Here is a 26772-nt window from a genome sequence, read left to right as displayed (position 1 = left end):
AGGACTCGGTCCAGGACAAGGCTCACTTGGCGATGCCCATGCGCTCACCTCGCTGTCTGCTCACGCCCTTGATGCTGATTGTGGGGGTGATGAGTGCCCTACAATCGGCCCAGGCCGAGATGGACCCGGAAGTTCTGACGCCTGTGCCAGTCGTGCAAGATGCTCGGCTGGAAGTCAGGGCGCGGCAGGGCGTTGGAGTGGTCCCGCTGCATGTGACGCAAGACTGGACCGTGTCGCAGCCCGGCATCCGGCGCGCAGTGATCGTCATCCATGGGTGGCCACGTCGCGACCTGCGCTCGGGGGAGTATGCTGTCGCTCGAGCCGGGATGGCTGCTGACGATGCACTCGTCATCACGCCACAGTTCCTGATCCAGGCCGATATCGCAGCCCACCATCTCCCGGACACGACCCTGCGTTGGGGGCCCAATGACTGGGCGATCGGACGGGACGCCGCGGCACCGGCCTCGATCAGTTCGTTCGATGTTCTCGATGCGATCCTCGACCGGCTCGCAGATCGGCAGACTTTCCCGAACTTGCGAAAGGTCGTCGTCGCCGGTCATTCGGCCGGTGGCAGGTTCGTTCAACGTTACGCGGCCGTCGGGCATGGGCAGGCCCCACTGCGGACAGCCGGTGTCCACATCCGCTACGTCGTCGCCAATCCTTCCGACTACCTTTATTTTGATGCCGCGCGGCCCTTCGCACCCGCGCCAGGATGCAGCGCCGTCAACCGCTGGGCATACGGACTGGACACTGGCTTGCCGCGCTACGCGACTCAGTTGTCAGATCCAGAGTCTTTATGGACGGAATATTTAGCCAAAGACATCGTTTATCTGCTTGGAACAGACGACAACGATCCAAATCATCCTCAACTAGACCGAAGCTGTGCGGCTGAAGCGCAAGGTCTGAGCCGGCTCCAACGCGGGATCGCGTTTGTGAAGACGATGGCTGCGGCCGGGGCGCTGCGGCAATCCTTGTTGGAGGTGCCGGGCGTCGGCCACCACAGTTCTCAAATCTTTGGCTCGCAATGTGGCGTCTTCGCGCTGTTCGACAACGGCTCCTGCGCTGCGATACCCATCGTCGTTGAGCACGGCGGGCCGATCCATCCGTGAGCCGCAACGCGGACCGCTTCGGCAGGCGCGCCTCATCCTGCCTCCGCTCATGGAAACGGCGGGGCTCTCACCCCGCCGCGGATCCGATGCGTCGTGGCCGGCCGCCCGTGCGGGCTTACAGGCCGAACAGAACTCCGGCCGAACCGGCCACCGTCATGGCGAGACCGCCCGCGAAGGCGCCGATCATCGCGTAAGAGAAACCCTTCAGGACCATAGCGTGCACCCCTTTCATCGTGCGGCGGGCCTCGGATGAGGCCCTGCAAACCATCTGCAACGATGATGCCGGTTCGGCCGGGTGCGTGCGGTGCGATCAAACACGCTGCATTGCGGAACGATTGCGCGCGGGCACGACGCGAGGGGGCACGACGCGAGGGGGCATGACGCGAGGGGCGACGCGAGGGGCGTGACGCGAGGGGCGTGACGCGAGGGGCGTGACGCGAGGGGCGTGACGCGAGGGCGTGACGCGAGGGGCGTGACGCGAGGGCGTGACGCGAGGGACATGGCGCAGGCGGGCATGATGCAGGCGGGATCGGCCGCGTCGGCGTTCGACACCGCCGCGCGCGCCTTCAACGTGCCGCCCCATCACCCCGCCAAAGGGCCGAACCCCTTGGAAGCCCGTACTTACCGGTGCCGGGAGGGATGGTATTCCTGGTAGCTCAGGCCGAGCACGGCGGCGAGCAGCCCGGCGCCCCGGCACAGGGTGTAGAAGCCGCCGACCAGGGTGGCGGGCCGGAGCGACAGCCCGGCGATCCCGAGACGAAGCGCGCCCCGCCGAGGCGGGGCCAGGCCCGGGCCGCGTTGCTGAGCCGCCGCTCACCGTCTCCGGCCGGAGGCGGCCGAGATAGGCCTCGACGCTGCCGCTGCGGTACCAGCGCGCCAGCAGCCAGCGCACCCGCATCCGGTGCGCCGGGATGCTGTCGTACACGATCGCGTCGGGCGCCCAGGCGATCCTGTGCCCGGCAAGCAGAAGCGACCGGAAGAAGATGGTGTCCTCGCCGCCCAGGGTGTTGAAGCGCATGTCGAAGGACAGGCCCAGCGCCGTCACCACCCGGAGGTCCAGCAGCGCGTTCGCCGTGTAGGCGTCCGCCACCAGTCCATCGCGGACCGGCAGGGTCTTGGCGAAGAAGCCCCCGGTCGTCGCCCAGGCCGGGGGGACCCGGTCGAACAGCGGCACCACCGGGCCGACGCAGGCCGGGGCGCCGGTCCGCCGCGCCGTGTCGAGCAGGCTGCGCAGCCAGTCGCGGTCCGGAACCTCGTCGTCGTCGATCAGGGCGATCCAGTCGGCGCCGAGCGTGGCGGCCGCCGTGAGGCTGCGGTTGCGCACCGCCGCCAGGCCCCGACCGCCTCGCGGGCGTAGGTGATCGGGAAGCGGCCGGCGGTGCGGTAGGCCTCCACCACCGGGATGGCGGCGTCGCTGCGGCCGTTATCGACCACCAGGATCCGCAGGGCGGCTTCGGCGAGGTCGCCGAGCCGCTGCCGGTCGATGGCCTTGAGCAGCAGCGTCAGGCCCGCCGGACGCTCGCAGGTGCAGATGCAGAGGCACAGGCGCATGGGGCTCACCGTGGTCCGGCCGGAAGGGCGTCCGGCATCGCGGGGCGCAGGCGACGGCCGGCGCGCTTGCCCGCCGCGGCCATCAGCGAGCTGGTCAGGAACCGCCAGGCCCGGGGCCGGGTCAGCGCCAGGGCGGCGCCCTGAGCCACCGGCCGCCCTGCGCGGCCTCCACCACCCGGGCGATGACCTGCGCGGTGGCGGGCTGTCGCGATAGGCGCGGCTGGCCTGCCGGATCCCGGCGGAGCGCGCCCGGTGCCCGGCCAGGGCGCCGCCCTCGGCATAGGCCGCGAAGGCCGCGTCGAGGTGCTCGATGTCGGCGAGCCGCAGCCGGTGGGACAGCGAGGCCGGGCCCCGCCGATACCCGTAGCCCGCATAGGAACTCACGACGAAGCGGGCGCCTTCCGCGAGGGCCGCCACGCAGAACAGGAAGTCCTCGCCGACCCGGACCGTATCCACGTAGCGCAGGCCGTGCCGGCGCACGAAGTCGGCCCGCAGCATCGGCTTGAGATAGCCGAGCTTCACCCCCGGGGTGAGCATCCGGTTGCAGGTCAGGTACTGCGCGAGTTCGACCGTGAACAGGTAGGGCTCGCGGCCGCGGTCCAGCATGCCGGCCCCGCCCGGATCGAAGGCCCCGGTGAAGGGGATCGGGTTGTCGGCGATGAGGTCGGCATCCGTGGCGGCGGCGAGATCCAGGAGCGTGCGGCTCCGGTCCGTGACGATCAGGTCGTCCGCGTCGAGGATCGCCACCCAGCGTCCCCGTGCGGCGGCCAGGGCGGCGTTCCGGGCGGCCGACGGGCCCCGCGGCGCGTGCGTGCGTGCGGCGTCGATGGGGATCGGGCGGATGCGCGGGTCGGCCGCCGCCAGCCGCGCCAGCACGGAAGCGGTCCCGTCCGTCGACCCGTCGTCCACCACCAGCACCTCGACCGCGACGCCGGCCTGATCGAGGGCCGAGCGGATCGCGGTCTCGATCCACGGGGCGGCATTGTGGGCGGCCATGAGGAACGAGATGTCCACGGGCGCCGTCCGCGCATCGGCCTCGATCTGCTTCGCCATCGCTCGTCCTGCCGCCGCCCCCGGGATTCGCGGTCTCCCGGGCCCAGGCCGACCATGGCGTGAAGCGCGCCCGGCGCACGACACTCAAAGGGCGTAGGCGCGCGCCGCACCGTCCCAGGGCGGCGGATTTATGCGTCCCGGCCGGGATCCCCGTGGCTGACCGGGGGGCCAGGGCGGGCGTAGCGCGGTACCGCCTTTCGCCACACCACCATGATCAAATGGGTAATGATCGATACCTATATTGTTCGAGTGCAGAAAAAATCAGACATTATTGCAACGGACCGGGCGAAATCAGCTTTGATATTTATTAAACTTTATGTCTCCAGATGATTTCCGTCGGGCGCGTCGGGCCGCGCATCCAGGACGGGACGGCCCTCCGAGGGCATCAATCACGGGGGATCGTCTTTGCCCATCCGGTTCTACTTCGACGTCGAGAACGGCAGGGAGACGATCCGCGACCACGAGGGCGTGGACGCCACCGATCTGACCGAGGCCCTGGCCGAGGCGCGCAGCGTCATCCGGGAGATGGCGGACGACGTCTGCGCCCACGACCTCGGTGGCGGCTGGACGCTCGTGGTGCGGGACGCCGCCGGGATTGTGGTGGCGCGGCTGCCGATCAGGTCGTAGGCGAGGCCTGCCGCCACCGTTGCTGCAGCGCGTCCCCGCTACGGGTTCCACAGGGTGGAAGGTTCATCTCCCGAGGGGTAAGCCCCAGACTGGATTATCCGCGCGGTCATTCCAGGCCGCCGCAGGCGAGCCTGAAATCCAGAAACGCCGTTGGCTCGAGAGCTTGACGCGTCGGCGTCTCTGGATCCCGGGCTCCGCTGCGCGGCCCCGGGATGACGGTGCATGGCGGCAAGGGTCAAACCTTCACTTGAAGTAGACTTAGTTCTCCCCCCCCCCTCGGGAGAGGTCGAAAGTCCAACCTGTCCAACCCGTAGGCGCGTCACCCCCGCCGACGGCGAGACGGGACGAGCGCGGCCACACCGCCAGGACGGCCTCGTAGCGGGCCGCTCGGGAGGCGTGTGGCCCGGCGGGCCTTGGCGACATTGCGCTCTGCTACGCCATTCGGAGGAGTTCTGACCCCGCCCGGGTGGCCTGTCGCCGTACAGCGGGGAGGGATCCGGCGCCGGATCCCTCCTTTTGTGTGCTCGGCCCCGTCCCTCGCCTCGGGCCAACCGGTGGCATGGATCGGAGGCGCCGCGCCCCGCTGCGTGTCCGTGCGAGGCTCTCTCATGCGTCAACAGATGCCCCGTCGCGGGCGGACGATCGGAGGGACGCTCGCGGCCGGCGGCGGCTACGGCGCCGGCTTCGATACCCTGCGCCTGGTGCTCGCGCTGCTGGTGATGCTGTTCCATGCCGGCGCCACGGTGGGCAGCACGCTCTGGACCGATACGCTGTCGCCGCTGACCGGCAGCCTCGTGCCGCTGTTCTTCGGCGTCAGCGGTTTCCTGGTCGCGGGCAGCGCGTCGCGGCTCCCGGCCGGACCGTTCCTGATCAACCGCGCCGTGCGGATCCTGCCCGCCCTCACCACCGTGACCCTGGTCACGGCCTTCGTGATCGGCCCGGTGTTTTCCACCGATGCCCCGGCGGCCTACTTCGCGCAGGTGGGGGTCTGGCAGTATTGCGCGAACAGCATCGGCCTGTTCCGCGCACAGCTGCCCGGGGTGTTCACCCAGAACGGGCAGCCCGGCATCGTCAACGCCGCGCTCTGGACCCTCGCGTACGAACTCGCCTGCTACGGGCTGGCGGCGGCCCTGATCGTGGCGGGGCTGTTGCGGCGGCCCCGGGTGCTCCTGGCCGTACTCGTCGCCCTCGCGGTCACGCCCGCCCTGCTGGCCGCGTGCGGGGGGCTGCCCCTGTTCGAGCGGAACGGGCTGTTCCGCCTGTTCTTCCTCGGCCGCGGCGCGATCCTGTTCTCCACCTTCCTGAGCGGCTGCCTGCTGTATGTCTGGCGACACGCCGTGCCGCTCGATGGCCGGCTGTTCGCGGCGGCGGTGGCCGGGTGCGGCCTCGTCTACGGGCTCGGCCCGGACCGGTGGCACCTGGCCGATCCGGCCCTGTCGGGGCTCTGCTTGGCCTATATCGCCGTCGCGATCGGCGTCAGCGATTTCGGCGGGTGGCTCGGGCCGTACAAGGTCGACTACTCGTACGGGCTGTACCTGTCTCACTGCCCGATCCTCAACGCGGTCTATTCCCTGGTCCCCGGGATCGATTCGACGGCCCCGCTGGTCCTGCTGGCCATCGGCCCGACGCTCCTCGCCGCCGCCGCGTCGTGGCACGGCATCGAGAGCCCGGCCTTGCGCGCGCGAAAGCGCCTCGCCCCGGTCGCTGCGGCCCTGGTCGGCCGTCTCGTGAAAGGCGCCGGATCCCACAGGGCGAGCCCTTTGGCAGGGTTCGGGACAGCGTCCCGCTGGAGCGCGGCTTCGCACGACCGCAGGGCTCCGCCCTGCACCCGCAAAAGGTCGAGGACCTTTTGAATCCGTGACGTCTACAGCGGATGGATCAACGCGGGACGCCGGGCCGCCCGGGGCGGGCTCCGCAGGATCCGGCGGGCCGGGGATTCGAGGAGCCGCCACGACGCTTCCGCCAGGAGCAGGGTCAGTGCCAGGTCGAGCGCGAGGGTGACCGAGCGCGGCCCGGCGAGATGCAGGCCGACGGCTGCCAGCACCTGCTCCGCGTGCAGGGGCACGTGGAACAGGTAGGCGGCGTAGCTGATGACGCCGATCCGGCGCAGCCAGGCCGTGTCCAGCAGCGCGACGATGCGGTTGCCCGGGGATTGGACGATCTGGAGCAGGACGAGCGCCGCCAGGATCCCGCTGAGCCGCCCGAGGATCAGCCACCGGCCGGTCTCCCCGGCGAGCAGCGGCAGGGCCAGGAACAGGGCGAGCGCGCCGAGCAGGGCGGCGTCGCCCCGGAGCCAGCCCGGCAGGGGCTGCGTGCGCAGGCCGGCCAGACCCCCCAGGGCGATCAGCCCGAGATTGGCCACCGTGTCGACGTCGAAGCTCACCGGCCAGGCGCCGGCCGACCACAGGGCGACGTGCATCAGCACGCTGGCGCCCACGAGCGCGCCGCACAGCGCCCCGAGACGGCGCCGGGGCAGGAACAGGGCCGCCGGCGCGAACAGCAGGTAGAACTGCTGCTCGACGGCCAGGCTCCAGAGATGGCCCAGCTCCGTCCCCCAGCCGTTCCGCTCGATATAGACGTTGGTCAGGTACAGCCACGTCGAAAGCTTGAACGCGTCGTCGCCGAGGTTCAGCGGGCCGCCCAGTCGGGTGGTGTAGAGCACGAACAGGAAGACGTAATACACTGGCACGATGCGGGCGAGCCGGTTCCGGTAGAACGCAAGCAGGCTGTCCATCGGCGTCGCCGCGCCGGCCTCGATGCGCCCGCGGGCCGCCGCCAGGATGCGGACGATCAGGAAGCCGCTCAGCACGAAGAACAGCCAGACCCCGGCGCTGCCCAGCGCCTCGGTGCGCGGGCTCGGCGCCTTGTGACTGGCGAAGACCATCAGGAAGGCCACCGCCCGCAGGCCGTCGAACCCGATGATGCGGCGCTCTGCCGGGACCATGCACGCCTCGTCCGATGCCGGAGCCCGTCCCGCCGCGCGGGCGCGGTCGAAGCGGATCGAGCGCCCGGTCTAGGCCGGCCGGACGCGGGGGGCGGCCTACCTCGATCGGCGTAGGCCGGGTCGCCTGAACATCTGCCGCATTGCTGTATTCGGCCTTAGACCCTTCGTGTTTAGGGTTGTTTAACAATATCGAAGTGGGGTATGGTCGCGATGGCCCGTCCGATTCCGGGTGGAACACTGATGTGAACGGTCATCGCTCACACGCACCGGTTTGCAGACGACGCGATGCCGTGCAGCGCGATGTCTCGCGCCACGCCATGCCACAGGCCGTCCCGGGGGCCCGCCGCACGCGGCGCGGAGCCGAGGCTCCGCCCGGCCGGGGCGCTCACCGACGCATCCCGAGCAGGACCACGAGGCCCACGCCGATCGCGGCTCCGGCCTGGGCCGCCAGCAACGCGACCAGCCAGCCCTGCAGCAGGCCCACCGCGAAACCGATCGCGCCCCCGATCAGCGCAGCAAAGACCAGAAGGACCAGCAATTACTTATCTCCACTGGTGATTCGGTGGTCCTGCCCCGGCTTTATCTCGCAAGTTTTCCGCTGTGCCAACGGCTCAAGACTTTCGCGTGTCAAATATTGTCCCCGTCCCGGCCGCACCGGCCTGCGGGTTTCGATCGCATCTCGCACTGTCGCATCCACCTTTCGCACCGAGTGAGGAGCCGCCGCCATGCTGCGTCCGGTTGGGACCCCGACCTCCATCACCCCGTCGTCGCCGCACCATATGGTCGAGACGATCAACGAAGCGTTGGTCATGACGCTGCCGACGGCTTCTCCAGCGCGCTTCGGGCTCCGGCTCGGCTGGGCCACCAAGCGCACGCTCGATACCGGGGTGGCGTTGACGGCCCTGTGTCTGCTGCTGCCGCTGCTCCTGTTCATCGCCCTGTTGATCTGGGCCAGCGACGGCCACGCGCCGATCTTCCGGCATCGGCGGCTCGGCCGGAACGGGCGTCCGTTCGGGTGCCTGAAGTTCCGGTCCATGATCGCGAACGGCGACGCGGTCCTGGCCGCGCACCTGGCGGCGCATCCCGAGGCCCGGGCCGAGTGGGAGGCGACCCACAAGCTTACCCGGGATCCCCGGGTGACCGCCCTGGGCCAGGTGCTGCGCAAGACCTCGCTCGACGAACTGCCGCAGCTCTGGAACGTGCTGCGCGGCGAGATGAGCCTGGTCGGCCCGCGCCCGATCGTGCAGGGGGAGGTCGTCCGCTACGGGACGGCGTTCACGCTCTGCTTCTCCGTGCCGCCCGGGGTCACCGGTCTGTGGCAGGTCTCGGGCCGCTCCGACACCAGCTACGCCGAGCGCGTCGCCCTCGACCTGGACTACGCCAGCCGCTGGAGCCTGCGCCGGGATCTCGCGATCATGCTGCGCACCATTCCGGCGGTGCTGGCCCAGCGCGGCAGCAAGTAGCGCCGCGAGCCGACGACGGGACGCCGCGAGAGCGCTCGCCGCCGAGGTGGATCCCGGTTTGGCGTCAGCGAGCGCGTTGCATCAAGAGCTGAAAGCCGTTGGCGATTGCAACGCGATCCGGGACGGCTCTCGGCATCGGGTGTGGGCTGCGTCGGGTCGGGGAGGCCCTCAGGCCGGGTCGTCCTGGTCCAGGGGCGCCACGACGCAGAGGCGCCAGAACTCCACGAAGCCGACCGCATACACAGCGATGAGAAGGCTGAACCCGGACATCAAACTTGGCCCCGCAGTGACCGCAATCGTGAACGTGCGGGGGACAAGGTTAATGTTTCGTTAGGGTTCCGCGATAAGCCGGCGGCGTCGTGCCGCCCTACCGGCAGACGATCGAGCCCTTGAAGCCGCACGGGTCGCCCAGCTTGGTGAAGGCGACGCGCTCGAAGGCGGCCGAGACCGGCTGTCCCGGATAGGTGGCCGGCCCGAGCCACGATTCGAAGTCGCGGCCCTGGCCCGTCCAGATGCTGAGCATGATCTTCCCGGGATGCGACGGGATCGGCCGGTCGGGCGCGGCCCGCACTTCACGCAGCAGCCGGCCGTTGACCGACCAGCGGATCCGGTCGGGTAGCCATTCGAGCGCGTAGTCGGCCATGGTCGTCGCGGCGTCGAAGCCCAGCGCCTCGACGCTCTCGTGCTGGCCGGTACCGCCGGTGAAGTAGTTGAGCTGGACGCCCTTCGTGTCCTTGCCCAAGAATTCGAAATCGATCTCGTCGTTCGTCCGGCGGTCGCCGTCGTCCGGGCCGTTATAGGTGAAGAACGCCGAGACCAGGCCGGAGGCCGCGCCTGGCCGCATCCGGACCTCGTAGGTGCCGTAGCCGTAGCGCTCCTTGGTCTGGATCTCCGCGCAGCTGAAGGCGCGCTCCTTGTAGGGGCTGTCGGCCAGGGTGAGGGTCAGCGCCCCGGGGCTGGGGATCTGCACGCGCTGGCGCGACCACGTGCACTTCTGGAAGTCGCCGTTGACCCAGCCGTCGGCCACGTACCAGCGTCGATCGCCGAGGGTCGCGAAGGTCTCCACGAAGGAGCCGCCGCCCCGGAACGCCGGCGCGTCGCCGGAAGCCGGGGCGGGATCGTCCCCGGCCGCGACCGGCAGGACCGGCAGCAACAGGGCCGCGGCCAGGCAGCCGGTGCGGATCGGGCGGCGCGGTCTCGTCATGCTCATCGTCTCGCTTTGGCCGGTTCACGGAATCCGGCGCAGTATCGGCGCGTCCGGCCGCGGCGGCGGTGATCTTTCGGACGAGCGGATCCGGCGCCCGCGCCCTCCTTTTGGACGATGTCGCGTGCCGCGCGCGGGCCGCCTACGGTGCGGGATGGCCGTCCGGCCCCTGCCGGGCGGGGAGTCTTCGGAGTCGTCCGGTGCGAAGCGTCCAGGCCCAGAGCGACGGAGCGGATGTCTGCGTCATCATCGCGGCGCGCAACGCCGAGGCCACCATCGCGACCGCGGTCGCCTCGGCGTTGCGCCAGCCGGAGGTCGCCGAGGTCATCGTCGTCGACGATGCCTCGACGGACCGGACCAGCGCGGCCGCCGAGGCCGCCGGTGACGGGACCGGCCGGCTGAAGCTGCTCCGGCTGACGCGCAACGCCGGACCGGCCGCTGCCCGCAACGCGGCGCTGGCGGTGGCGACCGCGCGGCTGCTCTGCGTCCTCGATGCCGACGACACTTTCCTGGACGGGCGCCTGGGCCGCCTGCTGTCGGCCCCCCGCAGCTGGGACCTGATCGCCGACGACATCATCCTGGTCCGGGGGAGCGCGGCGGCCGCGGCCGGGAGCCTCGTGACGGGGCCCGGCCGGCCACAATTGCTGTCGCTCGCGGGGTTCGTCTCCGGCAACATCGGACGCGCGGGCGAGCACCGGCGGGAACTCGGGTTCCTCAAGCCGATCATGCGGCGCTCGTTCCTGCAGCGCCACGGCCTGCGCTACGACGCCCGGCTGCGCCTCGGAGAGGATTACGCCCTCTACGTCGAGGCCCTGGCGGCGGGCGCCGTGTTCGCCGTCACGGCGCCATGCGGCTACGTGGCGGTCGAGCGCGCGGATTCGTTGAGTGCGCAGCACCGGACCGAGGACCTCGCGGCGATCATCGCGTTCGACGAGACGATGCTGGCCCGTCCGGACCTCGCGCCGGGCGCCCGCAAGGCCCTGCGGTCCCATCGCGACGCCACGATGCGGAAATGGCAGCACCGGCGCGTCCTCGACCGCCGGCGCTCGCACGGCTACGCGGCGGCCCTGCGCGAACTGCTGTACGCCCCGCGGGCCTGGCGGCACATCGCGTCCGAGACCCTGGAGGCCAAGCTGGCCCGGCTGATCCCGAACCGTGCCGCGACCGGGGATACGGCTCCGCGCCTGCTGCTCGGGCCGAGCGAGCGCCTGCGGCCGGCGCCCTGAGAACGCGCCGCCGCCGGCTTCGTCAGTGATCCCGCTCGCCGCTCCGGGGCCGGACGGCCGACACGTCGCACTGGACGTCGTCCAGCGCGCAGCGGACCCGCTCCAGCGCGGCGCTGAACAACGCGGTGGTGTGCGGATCGCCGGTCCGCGCCGCCTCGGCGTTCCGGAAACTGTCCAGCAGGTACGGCATCATCTTTCCATGAAGTGCCAGGTAGGCGCCGGGGTTCGAGAGTTCATAGACGACTGCCAGGGCATGATAGGCTCGCGCCAAAACCTCGAGTGCAACATCTGCACTACGTGAACCCTGGTCACAATCATCGCTGATCTTCATCGCGCCGATAATATTGTTTCCATCCCTAGTTGTGGACTAACATGATCCGTTAACACTGTCGATGCTTCAAGCTAGGGCCAGTGTCTCCGCCCAAGCGTGGTGAGAGATTTAGTGCGGCCTCATGGCTCAACTGCAACAGTCCGGTATTCGGCCTTCGGATACCCCGTGCGCGGTACGGAGCGGAGGCTCGCCTGGTCCGGGTTGGCGCGGTTCCACCCCACTCCCGTCATCCGGGGGCGAGGGAGCGAAGCGCAGGCCTTTGCGTTCGCGCAGCCGGCCGAAGGGCTTCTTCGAGGCGTCCGCGTGCGGGGAGGGGCGCGGGATCGTCCCCATTCTGTATGACTCTGTCCACACCCGAAGGCAGGCCTTAGCGGGCGCGGTCGATCGGCCCGGTACGATTCGATGGCACCCCGTCGTGTCCCGCGCGCGGCTCAGCCACGCATGTATCGGGTCGGCCGGATCATCGTCGCGATCTTGCTTTCGACCTCGAGCAGGACGCCGTTCACAAGATGAGCCGCGCCTTCGACCGTTCCCGCCGCCAGGGTCTCGCGGCCGCTGGTCTCCTGGATGATACGGAAATTGTCTTCGACGAACGCGCGAATCTTCTGCTGGACGCCATCGAACTCGCCCGGGTGCGCTGTCTCGTAGAGGAGGGCCAGGGCGAGATAGGCGCGACCGACCATGTCGAGCGCGAGGCCGGCGCTCATCTCGCTGTCTGTCGGGGGCACGGCGCGTGAGTTCCTTGTCAAGCTCTATCTTGCAAATCTACCAGGCTGTTCGGGTGTAAACAATCAGCAAAAACACTTGTGCGGGTGCTTTTATTGAATTTTTAGCTGTTGATCGCTCGCAAACTGGCCGGATACTGTTCTTCGTGTGGCCGCTGGATGACGTCGGGCCCAAGTATGCGCGATGCGCAGCCGCCTTGTGCGTGTGTGCCAAGTGGCTGGACCGTCATCATAATATTTAACACCTCAATTTCTCAGCCAGCACGAAATATGGTTCGATCACCCGCACTATTAGAAGTTATGATCCGAAACGATGGACGTTCTTGTGTAAAGTTATATGATCAAGATCTGCCGGTAAATTTTTTTACATACTGGTACGTAACAAATGATCATGTCAACCCACTTGATTAATTTCAGGGCACGTTTTTAAGGTCGGCACAATGCCGGGTTAGAGAATCTTTCCATATGAAAATCTTTGAACGCTTAAGAATACTGCACAAGATGTTTGTGCCGATCTTAATCATGGCGCTCGTGAGCGTTGGAACGATCTATTATACGCTCAGTATGTTGGGGAATATCACCGAGCGTAACCACGTGTTGGTGGATTATTACGTCGCGCGGTTGGAGGCGTTCGCGCGGGTCCGGCAGAACGTGCAGACCGCCGGCCTCATGAACCGCGCGATCATCATCGGTCAGCCGCAGAACGAGATGTCCGACTTCGAGAAGGCGTATCGCGATGCGGTGAAGGGCACGGCGGACGATATCGCGACGCTCGCCGAGGGCGCGCTGAAGAAGGAGGTGCGGGACCTGCTGCTCGAGATCGGTACAATCACGCGCGAGTATTACGATGTCCTCGACAGATCCAACGCGCTCGCGCTGAAGAACGATCAGGCCGCCGCCACGCAGCTGGCCATGGGGACGAGCCAGCAGGTCGCGAAGCGGTTCGACCGGACCGCGCGGGTCTACGAGGGGCGGGTCGATGCCCGCCTCTCCGATGGGAAGAACGCCACCGAGGCCGCGGCCAAGCAGGCGCGGCTGGTCCTGATCGGCTCGGCCGCGGCGGGGCTGCTCGCCGCCCTGGCCCTCTCGGGCGCCATCATCGTGTTCGGTGTGACCCGGCCCCTCGGCAGCCTCGTGGCCGTCCTGCAGCGGATGGCGAAAGGCGAGATCGACGCGGTCATCGCGGAGGCGCGCCGTGGCGACGAGATCGGTGCGGTCGGGCGCGCGGTCGAGCGCATCAAGGAGAGCGTCGCCCGCAGCGCGGCCGAGGAAGCCGAGCACAAGCTGGCCGCCGATGCCGCGGCCTCCGCGGCGCGCCGGCGCGCCCGGCTGGACCTGGCCCAGGGCTTCGAGCAGGCGGTCGCCGGCATCGTCGATCAGGTCGCGTCCTCGGCCACGGAGCTGCAAGTCACCGCCCGGGCGATGACGGACATCGCCCAGGAGGCCGGCACCCAATCCGGCGCGGTGGCGATGGCGGCCGAGGAAGCGGCCGCCAACGTCAACACGGTCGCGGCCGCCACCAAGGAACTCGGTGGTTCCATCCAGGAGATCGGCCGGCAGGTGCAGGGGTCCACCGATCTGGCCCAGCGGGCCGTCGGCGAGGCCGACCAGACCGCCGCCCTGGTTGCCGAGCTGAGTGCGGCGGCCACGCGGATCGGCGACGTGGTGCAGACGATCTCGGCGATCGCCAGCCAGACCAACCTGCTGGCGCTCAACGCCACGATCGAGGCTGCCCGCGCCGGCGAGGCGGGCCGTGGCTTCGCCGTCGTGGCCTCCGAGGTGAAGGAGCTGGCCGGCCAGACCGCCAAGGCGACCGAGGAGATCGCCAGCCAGATCGGCCGGATCCAGGGCGTCACCGGCGAGGCCGTCGGCGCGATCGGCACGATCACCAACCGGATCCGTGAGTTGAACGGGGTGGCGAGCTCGATCGCCGCCGCGGTCGAGCAGCAGGGCGCGGCGACCCAGGAGATCGTGCGCAACATCGCCCAGGCCACCGCCGGGACCCGGGAGGTCACCGGCAACATCGTCGGTGTCGCGGGTGCTTCCGAGCAGACCGGGGAAGCCGCCGCCAAGGTGCTCTCGGCCGCGACCGGCCTGTCACGCCAGTCCGAGCGTCTCACCGCCGAGGTCGACCGCTTGCTGGCCACCATGCGCGCGGCGTGACGGCTCCCGCCGGTTCGAGCGCCGCAGGCCGCCGACGCTGTCCCTCACCCATCGCCCGCCGGGACGCCCTTCCCCCGCAGGGAGGGGCGTCCGGCCCGATCCGTCGTGCGGGAGTGCGGGAGAGCAGTCGTCCGGACGATCGGATCGCCCGGGTTCAGGCGGTACGCGCCAGGCCCATCCAGTCCTGCGCCACGCCCCGCATCGTCCGCAGCTTGAGCGCCGCGACCCGGTTGTGCCGCGCCATCGCGCGCAGGGTCTCGGCGGTCTCGGGATCGCCGCGCTCCGCCAGGGCCTGTGCGGCTTGCGCCAGGCCGGCGGCGGTGGCGTCGGCCAGCGCGGCGACGCGCGGATCGGGCGAGGACGTCGGTCTGGCCATGGTTGTCCCTGATCGAAGGCGTCTCGATCCTCCGAACGAAGGGTTAACAACCGGTAAAGGCCGCGCGTCCGGTCATTTGCGGATCGGAAAGCGCCCGACCAGCCATCCGGCCTCGTCCCGCACCAGCAGGGTCCAGGGCGGCCCCGGATGCGCGTCGGCGATCTCGTCGGCCATCTCGGCGATGACGCTGCGCGCTTCGAACAGGGCTTCCTCGAGGTCGGTGGCCTCGACGCCCGTCGGGTCGTGGAGCGTGATCTCGGCGTTGGCAAGCTCGAAGTAGAAGCGTGCGGCCAAACGGGCTCTCCCCCTGCGAAAATCCCCGAGAGAGTTCGTCCCTGCGATCGTCTCCGTCTAAACCCCATGAGATCCGGCCTAATAGAAGGGAAAAAGACTTAGCTTTTAGGCTGCCTGGTCTCTTGCGTGGCCGGGGAACACCGCGGGAGCGGCCGAACCTAAGCCTAGCGAGGTATCCGGCCGGCCTTGGGGCCGGGCAGCCCCGCGACCGCGCCCGTACCCCGTCCCGCCGACCGGCCCTACGCCTAAGTCATGAGGTGCCGCCCCGCCGCCGCCGCCGTAGACCGGACTCACAGGGCGCGCGGTGCGACGAGGCGAGCATGAACATCACGATGGTCGGGTCGGGCTATGTCGGGCTGGTCTCCGGGGCGTGCCTGGCCGATTTCGGCCACAGCGTCGTGTGCGTCGACACCAACCGCGACCGGATCGATGCACTGAATGCCGGGCAGATCCCGATCTACGAGCCCGAGCTCGGTGCCCTCGTGGCGGAGAACGTCCGCCAGGGCCGGCTGTCCTTCGTCGCCGACCTGGAGCTCGCCGTCGCGGAGGCCGACGCGGTGTTCATCGCGGTGGGGACCCCCTCGCGACGCGGCGACGGCTTCGCCGACCTCTCTTTCGTGTACCAGGCGGCCCGCAGCATCGCCCGGGCGCTGACCCGCTTCACCGTGGTGGTGACGAAGTCGACGGTCCCGGTGGGCACCGGCGACGAGGTCGAGCGCATCATCCGCGAATTGCGGCCGGACGCCGACTTCGCCGTGGTGTCGAACCCGGAATTCCTGCGCGAGGGCGCGGCGATCTCCGACTTCAAGCGCCCGGACCGGATCGTCGTCGGCACCGAGGATCCCCGGGCCGAGGCCGTGATGCGCGAGGTCTACCGGCCGCTCTACCTCAACGAGGCGCCGATCCTGGTGACGTCGCGGCGCACCGCCGAGCTGACGAAATACGCCGCCAACGCGTTCCTGGCCGCCAAGATCACCTTCATCAACGAGATCGCCGACCTGTGCGAGCAGGTCGGCGCCGACGTGCAGCAGGTCGCCCGCGGCATGGGCCTCGACAACCGGATCGGCGGCAAGTTCCTGCATGCGGGGCCGGGCTACGGCGGCTCGTGCTTCCCCAAGGATACGCTGGCTCTGGTCAAGACCGCCCAGGATGCGGGGACGCCGCTGCGGCTGGTCGAGACCGTGGTCGCGGTCAACGACCAGAGGAAGCGCGGCATGGCCCGCAAGGTCATCAAGGCGTGCGGCGGGGTCCGCGGCAAGACGATCGCGGTGCTGGGGCTGACCTTCAAGCCGAACACCGACGACATGCGCGATGCGCCCGCCCTCGCGATCGTGGCCGGCCTGCAGGATGCCGGCGCCCATGTCCGCGCCTACGACCCGGAGGGCATGGAGCAGGCCCGGCCGCTCCTGCCGGGCGTGGACTTCGCGCAGGATGCCTACGCGTGCGCGGAGGGTGCGGACGCCCTGGTGATCGTCACCGAGTGGAACGCGTTCCGGGCGCTGGACCTGCCGCGGCTCCACGCCACGATGCGCATTCCGGTCCTGGTCGATCTGCGCAACGTCTACCGGCCCGAGGAGGCCCGGCTGCACGGGTTCGCCTATACCAGCGTCGGCCGCGCCGAGGAGCCTGCCGCGTCCGGGTCGAGCCCGCGGCCCGGCCGCTGCTGGCCGTCGGCTGAGGCGGCCGCCCTGCGGGCGGTCCGGCTCAAAACAGAGCGCCGTGCCCGATCGCGGATGGATCGGGCACGGCGCTCTGTCGGGGCCGGCGCGGCCGGGCGGCGTTCAGGCCGCCGGGGCCTTCACGGCGGCCAGGCTCGAATCCTCGCGCAGGAAGTACTTGTTGGTCAGGTACGCGACCTCGGTGCGGTTCTTCGCCTTCAGCTTCTTCATGATGTTGCGGACGTGAACCTTCACCGTGCTCTCGCACATGTTCAGCTCGTAGGCGATGATCTTGTTCGGCGTGCCCTTGCGCAGGGCCCGGGCGACGCAGAGCTGGCGCGGGGAGAAGATCTCGTCCTCGCCGGGCTCGACCGGCTCCTCGACCTTGATGCTGGCGAGAAGCGGGAACAGGCATTCCGCCGGGATGTAGACGCCGCCCGCCTGGACGAGCTGGAGCGCCTGCAGGGCGATGTCGACCGAGGTCGTCGTCGGAATGTAGCCCTTCACCCCGAGCTTGATGGTCCGCACGATCTGGTCGAGGTTTTCCCCGTCCGAGATGACCGCGACCGGGGGCGCGTCGACCTCGCCCTGCAGCAGGGCCAGCTCCCGGGTGACCTCGGCCCACTCGGTCTCCGACAGGTTGCCGTCCGGCCGGCACAGCACGACCACGTTGGCGGCCGCGAACGGGGTCTGGCGCTTCCACGACTCGATGTCCGGGAACACCTCGAACACGGTGTCCTTGTCGGCCTCCCGGAGGGATGCGGCCAGGCACCGACCGACGAGTTGCCGGCGATCGATGATCACGATGCGGTTCGTGCGGGCCAGGGTCGGGTCCCGCCGCTCGATGACGTCCGAACCGTCACCGCCCTGCGCTCCCGGAAAGCCGCTGCGGCTCCTGGGACTATCCCGCTCGACGATGACGCGCTCGTCTCGAGTACCAAGACTGGCCATAGGAAATTACCTCCTTTCGCAGGAAGCCCGTTGTCAGGCGAGGGCGTGGAAACCCACGAACTCGCCGTCGACATGACACTAGCGGATGGCGGTCTGTTCGGCGCCTTATTGAAAGGCTCTCGATGACCGTGGATATAATGCTAACTTTCGTAAAATCGGCTGTAAATACCCTATCTGCTCCGGGTTGATTAAATTTCTACGCATATCAAAACAGTCACAAACTACGTACGTAGCTACTGGTGCAGTGACCGCCGATCCGGATCGTAGATCTCGTCCTGCATCCGTGCGATCTTCTGGTGTCTGGTCTGGTTCATTGCGGTCGATCGACCGTATCCAGGCGGTCGATCGCAAGTTTTTGGCAACCAAAGAATTGAAATGTCGCGGCGGCTATTTCCGCCTCGGCGGCCTGCCGGTTCGGGGATCGGATTCCGTCACCGGATGCGGCCTTGGCCAAATTGTTTAGCCTATTCGACTGATGTCTAATTGCCCCGCCTATCTCGCACTCCAGCGCGGTGGCGAATCCAGTTTTCGCCGCTGAAACTGAGTTGCTGGACTGATTTTGTAGATATGATGACGGTTTGGAGGCTCGAACCGCCGGTCCGATGGCGAATCACCCCCGAATCAGGGCTTTCGGTGGCCGGCACGCCGCATCCTGAGCCGATCGATTCGCCCCCGCGCGGGGGCGCCCGTCGGAACTACGTAACCGGCGCCCCCCGATCCGGGCGTGCCCGTCCGCTGCGGGCCCCACAGGCTCGAGGCAGTCTCGCTTTCAGAGCGCGACAGGCCCCATTTCCCGCAACGGGCGAGGATCCGCGCTTCCTCGTGCGGCCGTCGCGCACCACCGGATGTGTGAGTCCGTCAGCGCCCGGTCGCGGGGCGGAGACGATGCGCCCGAATCCGGCCCCAGCCCGCGTCCGGCGGCGCGGCGTAAATCGCCGCGCCGCGCGAGAAAACCAATCAGGCGACCCGGGCCAGCAGGTCGCGCATGCCGTGAACGTCGACGAAGTCCGTGATCGCCCGGGTAGCGAGCCCGCCGTGCATCGCCGCGTAGGTCGCCCCGTCGAGGCCGCGCAGGAACGCGATGACGGCGTCCTCGAGCGGTTCCGGGAAGGCCCACCCGAGCTGCTCGGCCACCGCGTAGCGGCCCGTGGCGGTCTCGGCGCGCGCGAGCGTCAGCGCCCCGCACAGGCCGCCCTCGTAGAGCCGGTTCGGCAGCAGCCAGTCCGAGTTGAGGCCGTCATCCAAGTAATCGACCGCCCAGCTGAAGTGGACGCCGCCGTAGATGTCGGGCAGCTCCTCCGGATTGGCGTAGGGGCCGCGGAACGACATGTTCGGATGCCGGCGCAGCGTCTCCGCGAAGGCCTGCGGGTCGATATCCTCCTCGGAGAGCCGGCCGGCGATCACGACCCGCACCGCGTCGCCCAGCGCCTGCGCCACCGCCGCCAGGATGGTCAGGCTCCGGCGGCAGCGCAGCGTGCCGAACCAGCCGATGACCCAGGGCGGCCCGGCGCTGCGGTCGCGGTCGATCCGGTGCGCCACCTCGGCGAGGCGGTGCGCCATGACCTTGTTCTCGAGGAGGTGCCAGGGGCCCGAAAAACCCTGGACCGGCCCGAAGTAGCGGCCCACGAAGTCCGGCGCGCTAACGACCAGCAGCGCGCTGCGGCCCAGGATCCAGCGCTCCACCGCCCGGGCGACCCGTCCGACCCGGTCCGGCCGCACCATCAGGCGCTGGATGTCGAGCACCTCGTAGACCAGAGGCGCCCGGCTGCCCGCGAGCCGGGTCGAGGCCCAGGCCACCAGCGCCATGTCGAGGTTGCGCACGTAGACCACGTCTGCGGCGCGCAGGTCCCGCCACCGTGCCAGCGCCCGGACGATCCCGAGCGCCAGCATCGGGAGCCGCCGTCCGTACTGCCGATCCACGGTCTGCCCGAGCGGCACGACGTCGCCGGTGGTCCCGGGATCGGCGAGGCCGACCCGCGCCCGCACGAACATGTACTCAACCACCGACCAGCCGGTCTCCCGGATGGCGCCGACCCGCTTCCGGATCGTCGGCTCGATCCGGTCGTGGCCGAAGAAGGCGACACGGCCCACCGGCCCGGCGCCGGGCAACGCGGCATCCGGCGCAATCGGCGTCATGGCGCGCGGCCCATTCAACCTTCCTTGCGACCGCGAACCCGACGCCGCGCGAAACGCCGTCACACGGAGGCTCCTGCATCCGTCGCCTCGGCGCCCGGGCGGCGGCGCCAGGACCGGGCGAGCCGGGGCTGGGCGGTCGGCCGCATCGCGGCGGCGCGGCGGACCAGGGCGTCCACCAGGGTGCCGCGCCGGACCGCCGGCGTGGCGTTGGTCTTGTTAAGCACGACGCCCAGGACGGTGCAGCCGCTCGATTCCAGATCCTGGACGGCCGCGATCACGTCGTCGATGTTGGTCTTGCCCGCCTCGGCCACGAGAATCACCCCGTCCAGCATGTCGAGGAGCGGCCGCAGGGTCGGCAGATCGTCGGCTGGGGGCAGGTCCACCACGATGCGGTCGAGATTGGTGCGCTCGTCGCGGACCAGGCTGGCGATCGCCTCCGGGGTCATCAGGTCGCTGAAATGCGGGTCGCCCGGGTGGAGGCTGCCGCAGGCGAGCAGGCGCACGTCCCCGGGCTGGGGCCGGACGGCCTCCTCGGCGCAGCAGCGGCCGGCGAGGACGTCGAGGAGCCCGCGCTGGTCCGAGGCCTGGCTGAGCCGCGACAGGGTCGCCTGCCGCACGTCGGCGTCGATCAGCAGGATCCGGCTCGCGGAGGCTGCGCGCGACCGGGCCAGCAACTGGCTGAAGTTGCTCGCGAAGGTGGTCTTGCCGGTGCCGGCCCCCACCGAGGTCACCCCGATGGCGAAGACCGGGCCGCGGCGGTCGTTGCCGATCAGGTGCGACTTCAGGCTGTGCAGCCGCTCGACGAAGATCGATTGCGGCATGTACCGCACCGCGCCGGCCTTGAACGCCTCGACGCTGGCCGGCCGCAGGGCCTCGTCGGCGTGGCTCTGCGCCAGCGCCAGGGCGGCCCGGTAGCCCGGCTCGCGCCGCAGCTCGGGGAGGGCGGCCAGGCAGGACAGGCCCTGGCCGGTGATCTGCCCGGGCGACCGCAGGGTCCGGTCGAACCAGTGCCGCGCGAAGGCGCCGCTGACGCCGAGGCCGGCCCCGACCAGCATGCCGAGCATCACGATCAGGCCGCCGCGCGGCGCGCTCGGGCGCTCGGGGACGCTCGCCGGGGTGATCACGTGCGCGGAGGGCTGCGGGTAGGATTGCTGGTTGACCGCGTCGATGTAGCGGCTGAGCAGGTTCGTGTAGATCTGGTCGTAGGTCTCGGCCGCCCGGTCGAGCTCCTTCGCCTTCACCCGCGCCTCGCTGGTCACGAGCGTCTTCGAGATCAGCGCGTCGAAGGACGCCGACATGCTGTCCTCGCGGGCCTTGGCGACCTCGTAGTCCCGGTCCAGGGAGGCGGCAAGGCGCTCCAGCTCGGCCCGCAGGGATTGCTTGGCCGCCAGCACGTCCTTCTGGATCGCCGTGACCGCGTCGTGGTCGGGGCCGAGGCGGCGCTTCAGGTCGTCGGCGCGCTGCACAAGGTCGACGTACTGCTTGCGCAGCTGGATGATCACCGTGTCCTTGAAGGCCTCGGTGATGCCGGGATCGGCGATATCGGAGGCCAGCAGTGCGCGGATCTGGTCGCGGGTCGAGCGGGCGTCCACAGTCCTGGATCGGGCGGAGGCGACCGCGGTGTTGAGTTCCTCCAGCTGCTGCTCGCCCACCAGGCCGCGCTTGCCGAGATCGATGATGGCGTGCTCGGCCTTGTAGGTCTGGGCCTCGCGGGAGGCCGCGCTGGCGCGCTGCTGCATCTCCTTCAGCCGCGGCAGGATCCACTCGCCGGCGACCTTCCAGATCTGCGACCGGTTCTCCAACTGCGTGGCCACGTAGGCGTCCGCCACCGCGTTGGCGACGGCGGCCGCGGTCGTGGGGTTGTCGAGGCTGTAGCCGACCTCGATGACGTAGGCCGCGCCGATGCGGGCGGCTTCCAGGTTCTCCCGCACGGTCGCGGCCTGGCGCTCGTCCGGGCCCGCCGCGACGCCCGGCTTGGGAGCGGGGGAGAGGCCGATCAGGCCGGCGACGAACAGCTTGACCGCGCCGATGCCCTCCCGGACCTTCGCCACCAGCGGGTGCGGCGGCACCGACAGGTCCTGCGTCGGCGCCAGGCCGAGCCGGTGCACCGCGGCCAGGGCGATCTTCTCGGAGCGGATGTACTCGACCTGGCTCTCGACCTCGGGGATCTCCAGGGGGGTCGCGGCGCCGGGCGTGTCGCGGGCCGTGACCGGGCTCGACCGGCTCTCGATGTAGACCCGCGCCCTGGCGGTGTAGATCGACGGCGCGGTGGCGACGTAGATGATCGCGGCGATCAGCCCGACGCCGCTAAGCGCCAGGATCGACCGCCAGTTCCGCCGCATGATCGTCAGGATCGCGACCTGGGAATCGGGATCGGGCGTCCGCGGCGCGTCCCGCCACGGCCTGCCGGCGCCGGTGCCCACGGGGTCGGCCCGCAGGAAGGCCGCGCTGGTCGAGTGTCTGTTCATGGCGTGTCCCTCACCGGGGCGGGGTTTGCGCATCGTCTCGGATCCCGGATCCTGAACGACGGGCTAAGCGTGTGTTCTGGCGTGTCTTGTCCCGAAGGCCGGCGGTCGCCGTCCGGCGCGATGGGCATCCGGTGGCGTCAGTTCTGGCCGGCGCCGTCGCCGATCCCCCGCATGGCGGGGTCCGGCTTGAGCACCACCTCCACGACGTCGCCCGGCTGGAGCTCCATGTCCTCGGCGGCGTCGACCGCGCTCGGGGTGGTGCTGTTGGGGCGGAAGACGGCGATCGACGCCCGGGCGCGGCTGCCGGACAGGAGCTGGCTGCGCAGCGCGCCGGTATAGACCAGCTTGTCGTTGATGCTGTTCAGGCGCGAGCGGAGCGCGGTCAGGTTGTCTTCCGAAACCTGCAGCTTCTCCATGGCATCCATGGCCTGCTGGTCGTCGACCCGTTCGAGCTTGCGGGTCAGCTCACCCTTGTCGCGCTCCAGCTGCGCCACCTGGACGGTGGTCTGGAGCGCCCGGGTCGAGGACAGCAGTACCGCCCGCCGGGCATCCGTCAGCCGCGTCGTCACGACGGCGCCGCGCTGGAACAGTGCCCGCACCGCGTCGTAATCGTCCGCGTCGGCGGTGACGCCTTCCTTCTCCTTGGCCTGCTGCTCGGTCAGGCTGACCAGCTGGTTCTGGGAGCGGGTGAGGGAGCGCTGCAGGTACTCCTTCTCCTTGGCGACGTCGGACATCTGCACGCGCAGCTGCTGCTCGGCGAGCTTCTGCGCGACGCTCGCCCGGACCGGCGGGACGTTCGGGTCCGCCCCGGCCGGCGCCGCCTTGTCGGCCCGCGCCGCCGCGATGACCGCCTTGAGCCGCCAGACGTTGGCGCTCTCCCGGGCGATGCTCGCCCAGACGCTGTCGTACTCGGCGCGCAGGTTGGCGCTCTCGACGACCGGGTTCTCCATCCGGAAGCGCAGGAGGTTGTAGCCGCCCGCCAGCGCCACCGCCTGCCGGACGGTCATGCCGGGATGGAACGGGTGCTCGCCCTGCTTGGTCACGTCGCCGCTCAGGTAGACCGGCTGGTACTTCGCGATCCGCACCCCGATCTCGTCGGGCTCGATCACGGCGATCGATTCCTTGCCCTCCGCGTTGCGCTGCCGCACCGCCTTGGCCGGCAGCGCCTTCTGCAGGGTCTTGCGGAACTCCGACACCGTCAGCCCGACCGCCGGCACCTCGCCGAGCAGCGGCACCATGACGGTGCCGTCGATCCCGACCGTGGCCTCCTGCTTGAACCCGGGAATGCTGAGCGCCGTCACCTCGAGGGAATCGCCCGCCGCGATCCGGTATTCGGCGAAGGCCGGCTGCGCGGCCAGCGTCAGCAGGATCGCCGCGCCGGTTGCGAAGACACTTCGCAGCGACGCCCCCCTGCGGACGGCTCTGGGTCTGTGATTCGACGCGCTCACTGTCGTCGAACCGGTATCCGCTTCGGCGGCGAGCGCACTGGCCGCGAAGATTTCGGGACAGGCCGGATGGGACCAGGTGTTCAACGCGTCGTCCCTTCATGCTCGGGCACAGCTCAGCCGGCATGATGCGCAGCGGCGCAGTTCGCCGGGACTCGTCCAAAAGGAGGCCGGCGTTCCGCTCCGGCGCGGCGCCTTGCGCCTTTCGAGGTAGGCCCCCGGGGGCCGCGCCGCCCCGGGGAAGGGCGGTGCACCTTTCGGGGGAGGGACGGGTATCGAAAGCCTGGGTTCCCGATCGTCCGCAGGTCCGCGCAGTTTTGCCGCACAGAAGTTCGGCAGAAGGAGTTGCGGGGATGCCGATTACCGATGCGGATATTGAGCGAGACGTGGGTATATTCTACCCGGATCTCGTTAATATTTACGGATGTGAAATAAAGACCGGGTCGCTCATCGGGCCCTTCGTCGAGATCCAGCGCAACAGCACCATCGGCCCCCGCTGCAAGATCTCCTCGCACACCTTCATCTGCGAAGGCGTGTCGATCGGCGCGGAAGTCTTCGTCGGGCACGGCGTGGTCTTCACCAACGAGCGCTATCCGGAGGCCACGAACGCGGACGGCAGCCTGAAGCGCGACGGCGACTGGGAGCTCGTCGAGACCCTGGTCGGGGATCGCGCCTCGATCGGCTCCAACGCCACCATCGTGGCCGGCATCACCATCGGGGAGGGCGCCCTCGTCGGCGCAGGCGCGGTCGTGACCCGCGACGTCCCACCCTACGCCATCGTCGCCGGATGCCCCGCCCGGGTCATCGGCGACACGCGCCAGAAGCGCGCGCGGTCCCAACGGCCGTCCCGGCCGGCGGCGGCCGAGCCTCTGCAGATCGCTTGAGGGGACACACGCACATGATCGCCATCGGAATCGTCGGCTACGGCTACTGGGGGCCGAACCTGGCCCGCTGCACTTCGGAGACCGAGCAGTGCCGGCTCGCGGCCATCGCCGACCAGTCGGCCGCGGCGCTCGCCCGGGCGGGCAAGCGGTATCCCGCCGCTCAGCTTCACCAGGATTGGCGCGACCTCGTCGCGGATCCCGAGATCGACGCCGTCATGGTGGCGACCCCGGTGAGCTCGCATTTCGAGATTGCCATCAACGCGCTCCGGGCCGGCAAGCACGTCTTCATCGAGAAGCCGATCACGTCCTCGGCCTTCGAGGCGCGGCTGCTGATCGAGGAGGCGGCCAAGCGCAACCTGACCCTCATGGTCGACCACACCTTCGTCTACACGGGCGCGGTCGAGAAGATCAACGACCTGATCAAGGACGGCGCGCTCGGCGAGGTCTTCTACTACGACTCGACCCGGGTGAACCTCGGCCTGTTCCAGCGCGACGTGAACGTGATCTGGGATCTCGCGGTCCATGATCTCGCGATCCTCGACCATGTCCTGGACCTCGCCCCGGTGGCGATCTCGGCGAGCGGCACCGGCCATTTCAGCGGCCGCCCCGAGAACATGGCCCACCTGACGATCTTCTACCCGCGCGGCGTCGTCGCGCAGATCAACGTCAACTGGCTGGCCCCCGTGAAGGTCCGGCAGACGCTGATCGGCGGCAGCAAGAAGATGATCGTCTACAACGACCTGGACCCGATCGAGAAGGTCAAGGTCTACGACCGCGGCGTCACCGTCGGCGACGGCTCCGGGGACATCACCGAGCTGATGGTCTCCTACCGGACCGGGGACATGTGGTCGCCGCACCTCTCCTTCCGCGAGGCGCTCGTCGTCGAGATCGAGCACTTCGTCGACTGCATCGAGACCGGCAAGGCGCCGAAGACCGACGGCCACAGCGGCTTGCGCGTGGTCGAACTCCTCGAGGCCGCGATGCGCTCCCTGCGCCAGAACGGCCACCCGATCGACCTCATGCCACTTGCGAGGGCCTCGTGATCCCGTTTCTCGACCTCAAGGCGCAATACGCGGCCATCGGCGGCGACGTCGAGACCGCCGTCCTCAACGTCCTGCGCAGCGGCGACTTCGTCCTCGGACCGGCGGTCACCGCGTTCGAGGCGGCCTTCGCCGAGGCCTGCGGCGCCAAGCACGCGGTCGCCGTCAGCAGCGGCACCGCGGCGCTCCATCTCGCGCTGCTGGCCCTGGATATCGGCCCGGGCGACGAGGTGATCACGGTCTCGGCCACCTTCGTGGCCACCGTCGCGGCGGTGCTCTACGCCGGCGCGACGCCGGTCCTCGTCGACATCGACCCGGTGACCTGGACCATGGATCCGGCCCTGGTCGAGGCGGCGATCACGCCCCGCACCAAGGCGATCCTGCCGGTGCACCTCCACGGCCGCATGGCCGATCTGGACGCGCTCGGGGCCATCGCCCGGCGCCACGGCCTCGCCCTGGTGGAGGACGCCGCGCAGGCGCATCTCGCCGAGCACGGCGGCCGGAAAGCCGGCACGATCGGGGATATCGGCTGCTTCAGCTTCTATCCCGGCAAGAACCTGGGCGCGTACGGCGAGGGCGGTGCCATCGTCACCGACCGGGACGACCTCGCCGAGGCGGCGCGGTGCCTGCGCGATTGGGGCCAACAGGGCAAGTACAACCACGTCCGGCACGGCTTCAACCTGCGCATGGACGGGGTCCAGGGCGCGGTCCTGGGCACCAAGCTCCCCTACCTGGAGGGCTGGACCCGGGCCCGGCAGGCGGTCGCGGCCGAGTACGGCGCGCGGCTCGCAGGCCTCGGGCTCGACCTGCCCGGTCCGGCCGGACGCGACCACGCCTTCCACGTCTACGCGGTCAGCACCCCCGACCGCGAGGGCCTGCGCCAGCACTTGGCCGAGGCCGGCGTCGCCACCGGGATCCACTACCCCGTCCCGGTCCACAGGCAGCCCGCCTACCGCCACCTCGACGACGGGACCGGCCGCCTGCCGGTCACCGAGCGCCTGGCCGCCCGGACCCTGTCCCTGCCGATGTTCCCGGAACTGACGTCCAGCCAGATCGACAGCGTCTGCCGGGCCGTCTCGAGCTACTGCGAGGTCGCCGATGCAAAAGCTGCGTGATGTCAGCAA

The 26772-nt window shown here is 69.6% G+C and carries 22 protein-coding genes and 1 pseudogene; 10 read left to right on the top strand and 13 right to left on the bottom strand.

What is annotated here, in order from left to right:
• Positions 1 to 32 precede the first annotated feature (32 nt).
• Complete coding sequence (locus tag FVA80_RS21145; RefSeq protein WP_246692443.1) at positions 33 to 1109, top strand: alpha/beta hydrolase; 1077 nt, start codon at positions 33 to 35, stop codon at positions 1107 to 1109.
• Positions 1110 to 1419: 310 nt separating this feature from the next.
• Here the strand turns inward: FVA80_RS21145 and FVA80_RS21140 are convergent, their stop codons facing one another.
• On the bottom strand, positions 1420 to 2433 hold the full coding sequence (locus FVA80_RS21140; RefSeq protein WP_246692062.1) for a glycosyltransferase family 2 protein: 1014 nt from the start codon (positions 2431 to 2433) through the stop codon (positions 1420 to 1422).
• Positions 2376 to 3713: a glycosyltransferase family 2 protein gene (locus FVA80_RS21135; protein WP_246692061.1), complete on the bottom strand. Its 1338-nt coding sequence runs from the start codon at positions 3711 to 3713 to the stop codon at positions 2376 to 2378. Before FVA80_RS21135 ends, FVA80_RS21140 begins: the two co-directional genes overlap by 58 nt.
• Positions 3714 to 4118: 405 nt before the next feature.
• Between FVA80_RS21135 and FVA80_RS21130 the strand changes: the two genes are divergently transcribed.
• Together FVA80_RS21130 and FVA80_RS21125 are read left to right on the top strand one after the other, a co-directional pair.
• The gene (locus FVA80_RS21130; RefSeq protein ID WP_147906523.1) at positions 4119 to 4340 is read left to right on the top strand and encodes a hypothetical protein; all 222 of its coding nucleotides are present in this window, start codon (positions 4119 to 4121) and stop codon (positions 4338 to 4340) included.
• Positions 4341 to 4948: 608 nt separating this feature from the next.
• Positions 4949 to 6193, top strand: a complete 1245-nt coding sequence (locus FVA80_RS21125) for an acyltransferase (protein WP_147906522.1) — start codon at positions 4949 to 4951, stop codon at positions 6191 to 6193.
• A gap of 11 nt (positions 6194 to 6204) precedes the next feature.
• On the opposite strand, the gene FVA80_RS21120 is transcribed toward FVA80_RS21125, so the two are convergent.
• Positions 6205 to 7284 (bottom strand): acyltransferase, encoded by a 1080-nt coding sequence (locus FVA80_RS21120; RefSeq protein ID WP_147906521.1) that lies wholly within the window; start codon positions 7282 to 7284, stop codon positions 6205 to 6207.
• A 385-nt stretch (positions 7285 to 7669) separates the two neighbouring features.
• Positions 7670 to 7822 (bottom strand): hypothetical protein, encoded by a 153-nt coding sequence (locus FVA80_RS30645; protein WP_187193450.1) that lies wholly within the window; start codon positions 7820 to 7822, stop codon positions 7670 to 7672.
• Positions 7823 to 8009: 187 nt separating this feature from the next.
• On the opposite strand from FVA80_RS30645, the gene FVA80_RS21115 reads away from it, so the two are divergent.
• Positions 8010 to 8747: a sugar transferase gene (locus FVA80_RS21115; RefSeq protein WP_147906520.1), complete on the top strand. Its 738-nt coding sequence runs from the start codon at positions 8010 to 8012 to the stop codon at positions 8745 to 8747.
• A 367-nt stretch (positions 8748 to 9114) separates the two neighbouring features.
• On the opposite strand, the gene FVA80_RS21110 is transcribed toward FVA80_RS21115, so the two are convergent.
• Positions 9115 to 9951: a family 16 glycosylhydrolase gene (locus tag FVA80_RS21110; protein ID WP_147906519.1), complete on the bottom strand. Its 837-nt coding sequence runs from the start codon at positions 9949 to 9951 to the stop codon at positions 9115 to 9117.
• 200 nt (positions 9952 to 10151) lie between these two features.
• Here FVA80_RS21110 and FVA80_RS21105 point away from each other — a divergent pair, with 200 nt between their 5' ends.
• Positions 10152 to 11177, top strand: a complete 1026-nt coding sequence (locus tag FVA80_RS21105; protein WP_147906518.1) for a glycosyltransferase family 2 protein — start codon at positions 10152 to 10154, stop codon at positions 11175 to 11177.
• A 22-nt stretch (positions 11178 to 11199) separates the two neighbouring features.
• Here FVA80_RS21105 and FVA80_RS21100 read toward each other — a convergent pair whose 3' ends face one another.
• The gene (locus FVA80_RS21100; protein WP_147906517.1) at positions 11200 to 11508 is read right to left on the bottom strand and encodes a hypothetical protein; all 309 of its coding nucleotides are present in this window, start codon (positions 11506 to 11508) and stop codon (positions 11200 to 11202) included.
• A 431-nt stretch (positions 11509 to 11939) separates the two neighbouring features.
• Entirely contained in the window at positions 11940 to 12215 is a 276-nt protein-coding gene (locus FVA80_RS21095; protein WP_147906516.1) for a hypothetical protein, read from the bottom strand.
• A gap of 483 nt (positions 12216 to 12698) precedes the next feature.
• On the opposite strand from FVA80_RS21095, the gene FVA80_RS21090 reads away from it, so the two are divergent.
• Positions 12699 to 14396 (top strand): HAMP domain-containing methyl-accepting chemotaxis protein, encoded by a 1698-nt coding sequence (locus tag FVA80_RS21090; RefSeq protein ID WP_147906515.1) that lies wholly within the window; start codon positions 12699 to 12701, stop codon positions 14394 to 14396.
• A gap of 154 nt (positions 14397 to 14550) precedes the next feature.
• On the opposite strand, the gene FVA80_RS21085 is transcribed toward FVA80_RS21090, so the two are convergent.
• Positions 14551 to 14772, bottom strand: a complete 222-nt coding sequence (locus FVA80_RS21085) for a hypothetical protein (RefSeq protein ID WP_147906514.1) — start codon at positions 14770 to 14772, stop codon at positions 14551 to 14553.
• 72 nt (positions 14773 to 14844) lie between these two features.
• A complete protein-coding gene (locus tag FVA80_RS21080; protein ID WP_147906513.1) occupies positions 14845 to 15066 on the bottom strand; it encodes a hypothetical protein in 222 nt (73 codons plus the stop codon).
• 320 nt (positions 15067 to 15386) lie between these two features.
• On the opposite strand from FVA80_RS21080, the pseudogene FVA80_RS21075 reads away from it, so the two are divergent.
• Positions 15387 to 16685 (top strand): annotated as a pseudogene (locus FVA80_RS21075) (UDP-glucose/GDP-mannose dehydrogenase family protein); the annotation flags it as partial.
• Between the two features lie 162 nt (positions 16686 to 16847).
• On the opposite strand, the gene FVA80_RS21070 reads toward FVA80_RS21075, so the two are convergent.
• The 4 genes from FVA80_RS21070 to FVA80_RS21055 form a co-directional block, all read right to left on the bottom strand.
• Entirely contained in the window at positions 16848 to 17675 is an 828-nt protein-coding gene (locus FVA80_RS21070; RefSeq protein WP_147906511.1) for a response regulator transcription factor, read from the bottom strand.
• Between the two features lie 957 nt (positions 17676 to 18632).
• Positions 18633 to 19811 (bottom strand): glycosyltransferase family 4 protein, encoded by a 1179-nt coding sequence (locus FVA80_RS21065; RefSeq protein ID WP_147906510.1) that lies wholly within the window; start codon positions 19809 to 19811, stop codon positions 18633 to 18635.
• Between the two features lie 59 nt (positions 19812 to 19870).
• Positions 19871 to 22279, bottom strand: a complete 2409-nt coding sequence (locus tag FVA80_RS21060) for a polysaccharide biosynthesis tyrosine autokinase (protein ID WP_147906509.1) — start codon at positions 22277 to 22279, stop codon at positions 19871 to 19873.
• Between the two features lie 137 nt (positions 22280 to 22416).
• Positions 22417 to 23811 carry a polysaccharide biosynthesis/export family protein gene (locus tag FVA80_RS21055; RefSeq protein ID WP_246692060.1) on the bottom strand — a complete coding sequence of 465 codons (1395 nt, stop codon included), beginning with the start codon at positions 23809 to 23811 and terminating at the stop codon, positions 22417 to 22419.
• 266 nt (positions 23812 to 24077) lie between these two features.
• Here FVA80_RS21055 and FVA80_RS21050 point away from each other — a divergent pair, with 266 nt between their 5' ends.
• Genes FVA80_RS21050 through FVA80_RS21040 form a run of 3 tightly spaced genes read left to right on the top strand, consistent with a single transcriptional unit; the run spans position 24078 to position 26763 of the window.
• Entirely contained in the window at positions 24078 to 24608 is a 531-nt protein-coding gene (locus FVA80_RS21050; RefSeq protein ID WP_147906508.1) for an acyltransferase, read from the top strand.
• Positions 24609 to 24622: 14 nt separating this feature from the next.
• The gene (locus tag FVA80_RS21045) at positions 24623 to 25651 is read left to right on the top strand and encodes a Gfo/Idh/MocA family oxidoreductase (protein WP_147906507.1); all 1029 of its coding nucleotides are present in this window, start codon (positions 24623 to 24625) and stop codon (positions 25649 to 25651) included.
• Positions 25648 to 26763 carry a DegT/DnrJ/EryC1/StrS family aminotransferase gene (locus FVA80_RS21040; protein ID WP_147906506.1) on the top strand — a complete coding sequence of 372 codons (1116 nt, stop codon included), beginning with the start codon at positions 25648 to 25650 and terminating at the stop codon, positions 26761 to 26763. The genes FVA80_RS21045 and FVA80_RS21040 overlap by 4 nt, the downstream gene beginning before the upstream one ends.
• The last annotated feature ends 9 nt before the right edge of the window (positions 26764 to 26772 follow it).

Source organism: Methylobacterium sp. WL1, assembly GCF_008000895.1.
Lineage (GTDB): Bacteria > Pseudomonadota > Alphaproteobacteria > Rhizobiales > Beijerinckiaceae > Methylobacterium.
Note: the sequence above shows the minus strand (reverse complement) of the source record. Positions and strands in the feature narration are given on the sequence as shown.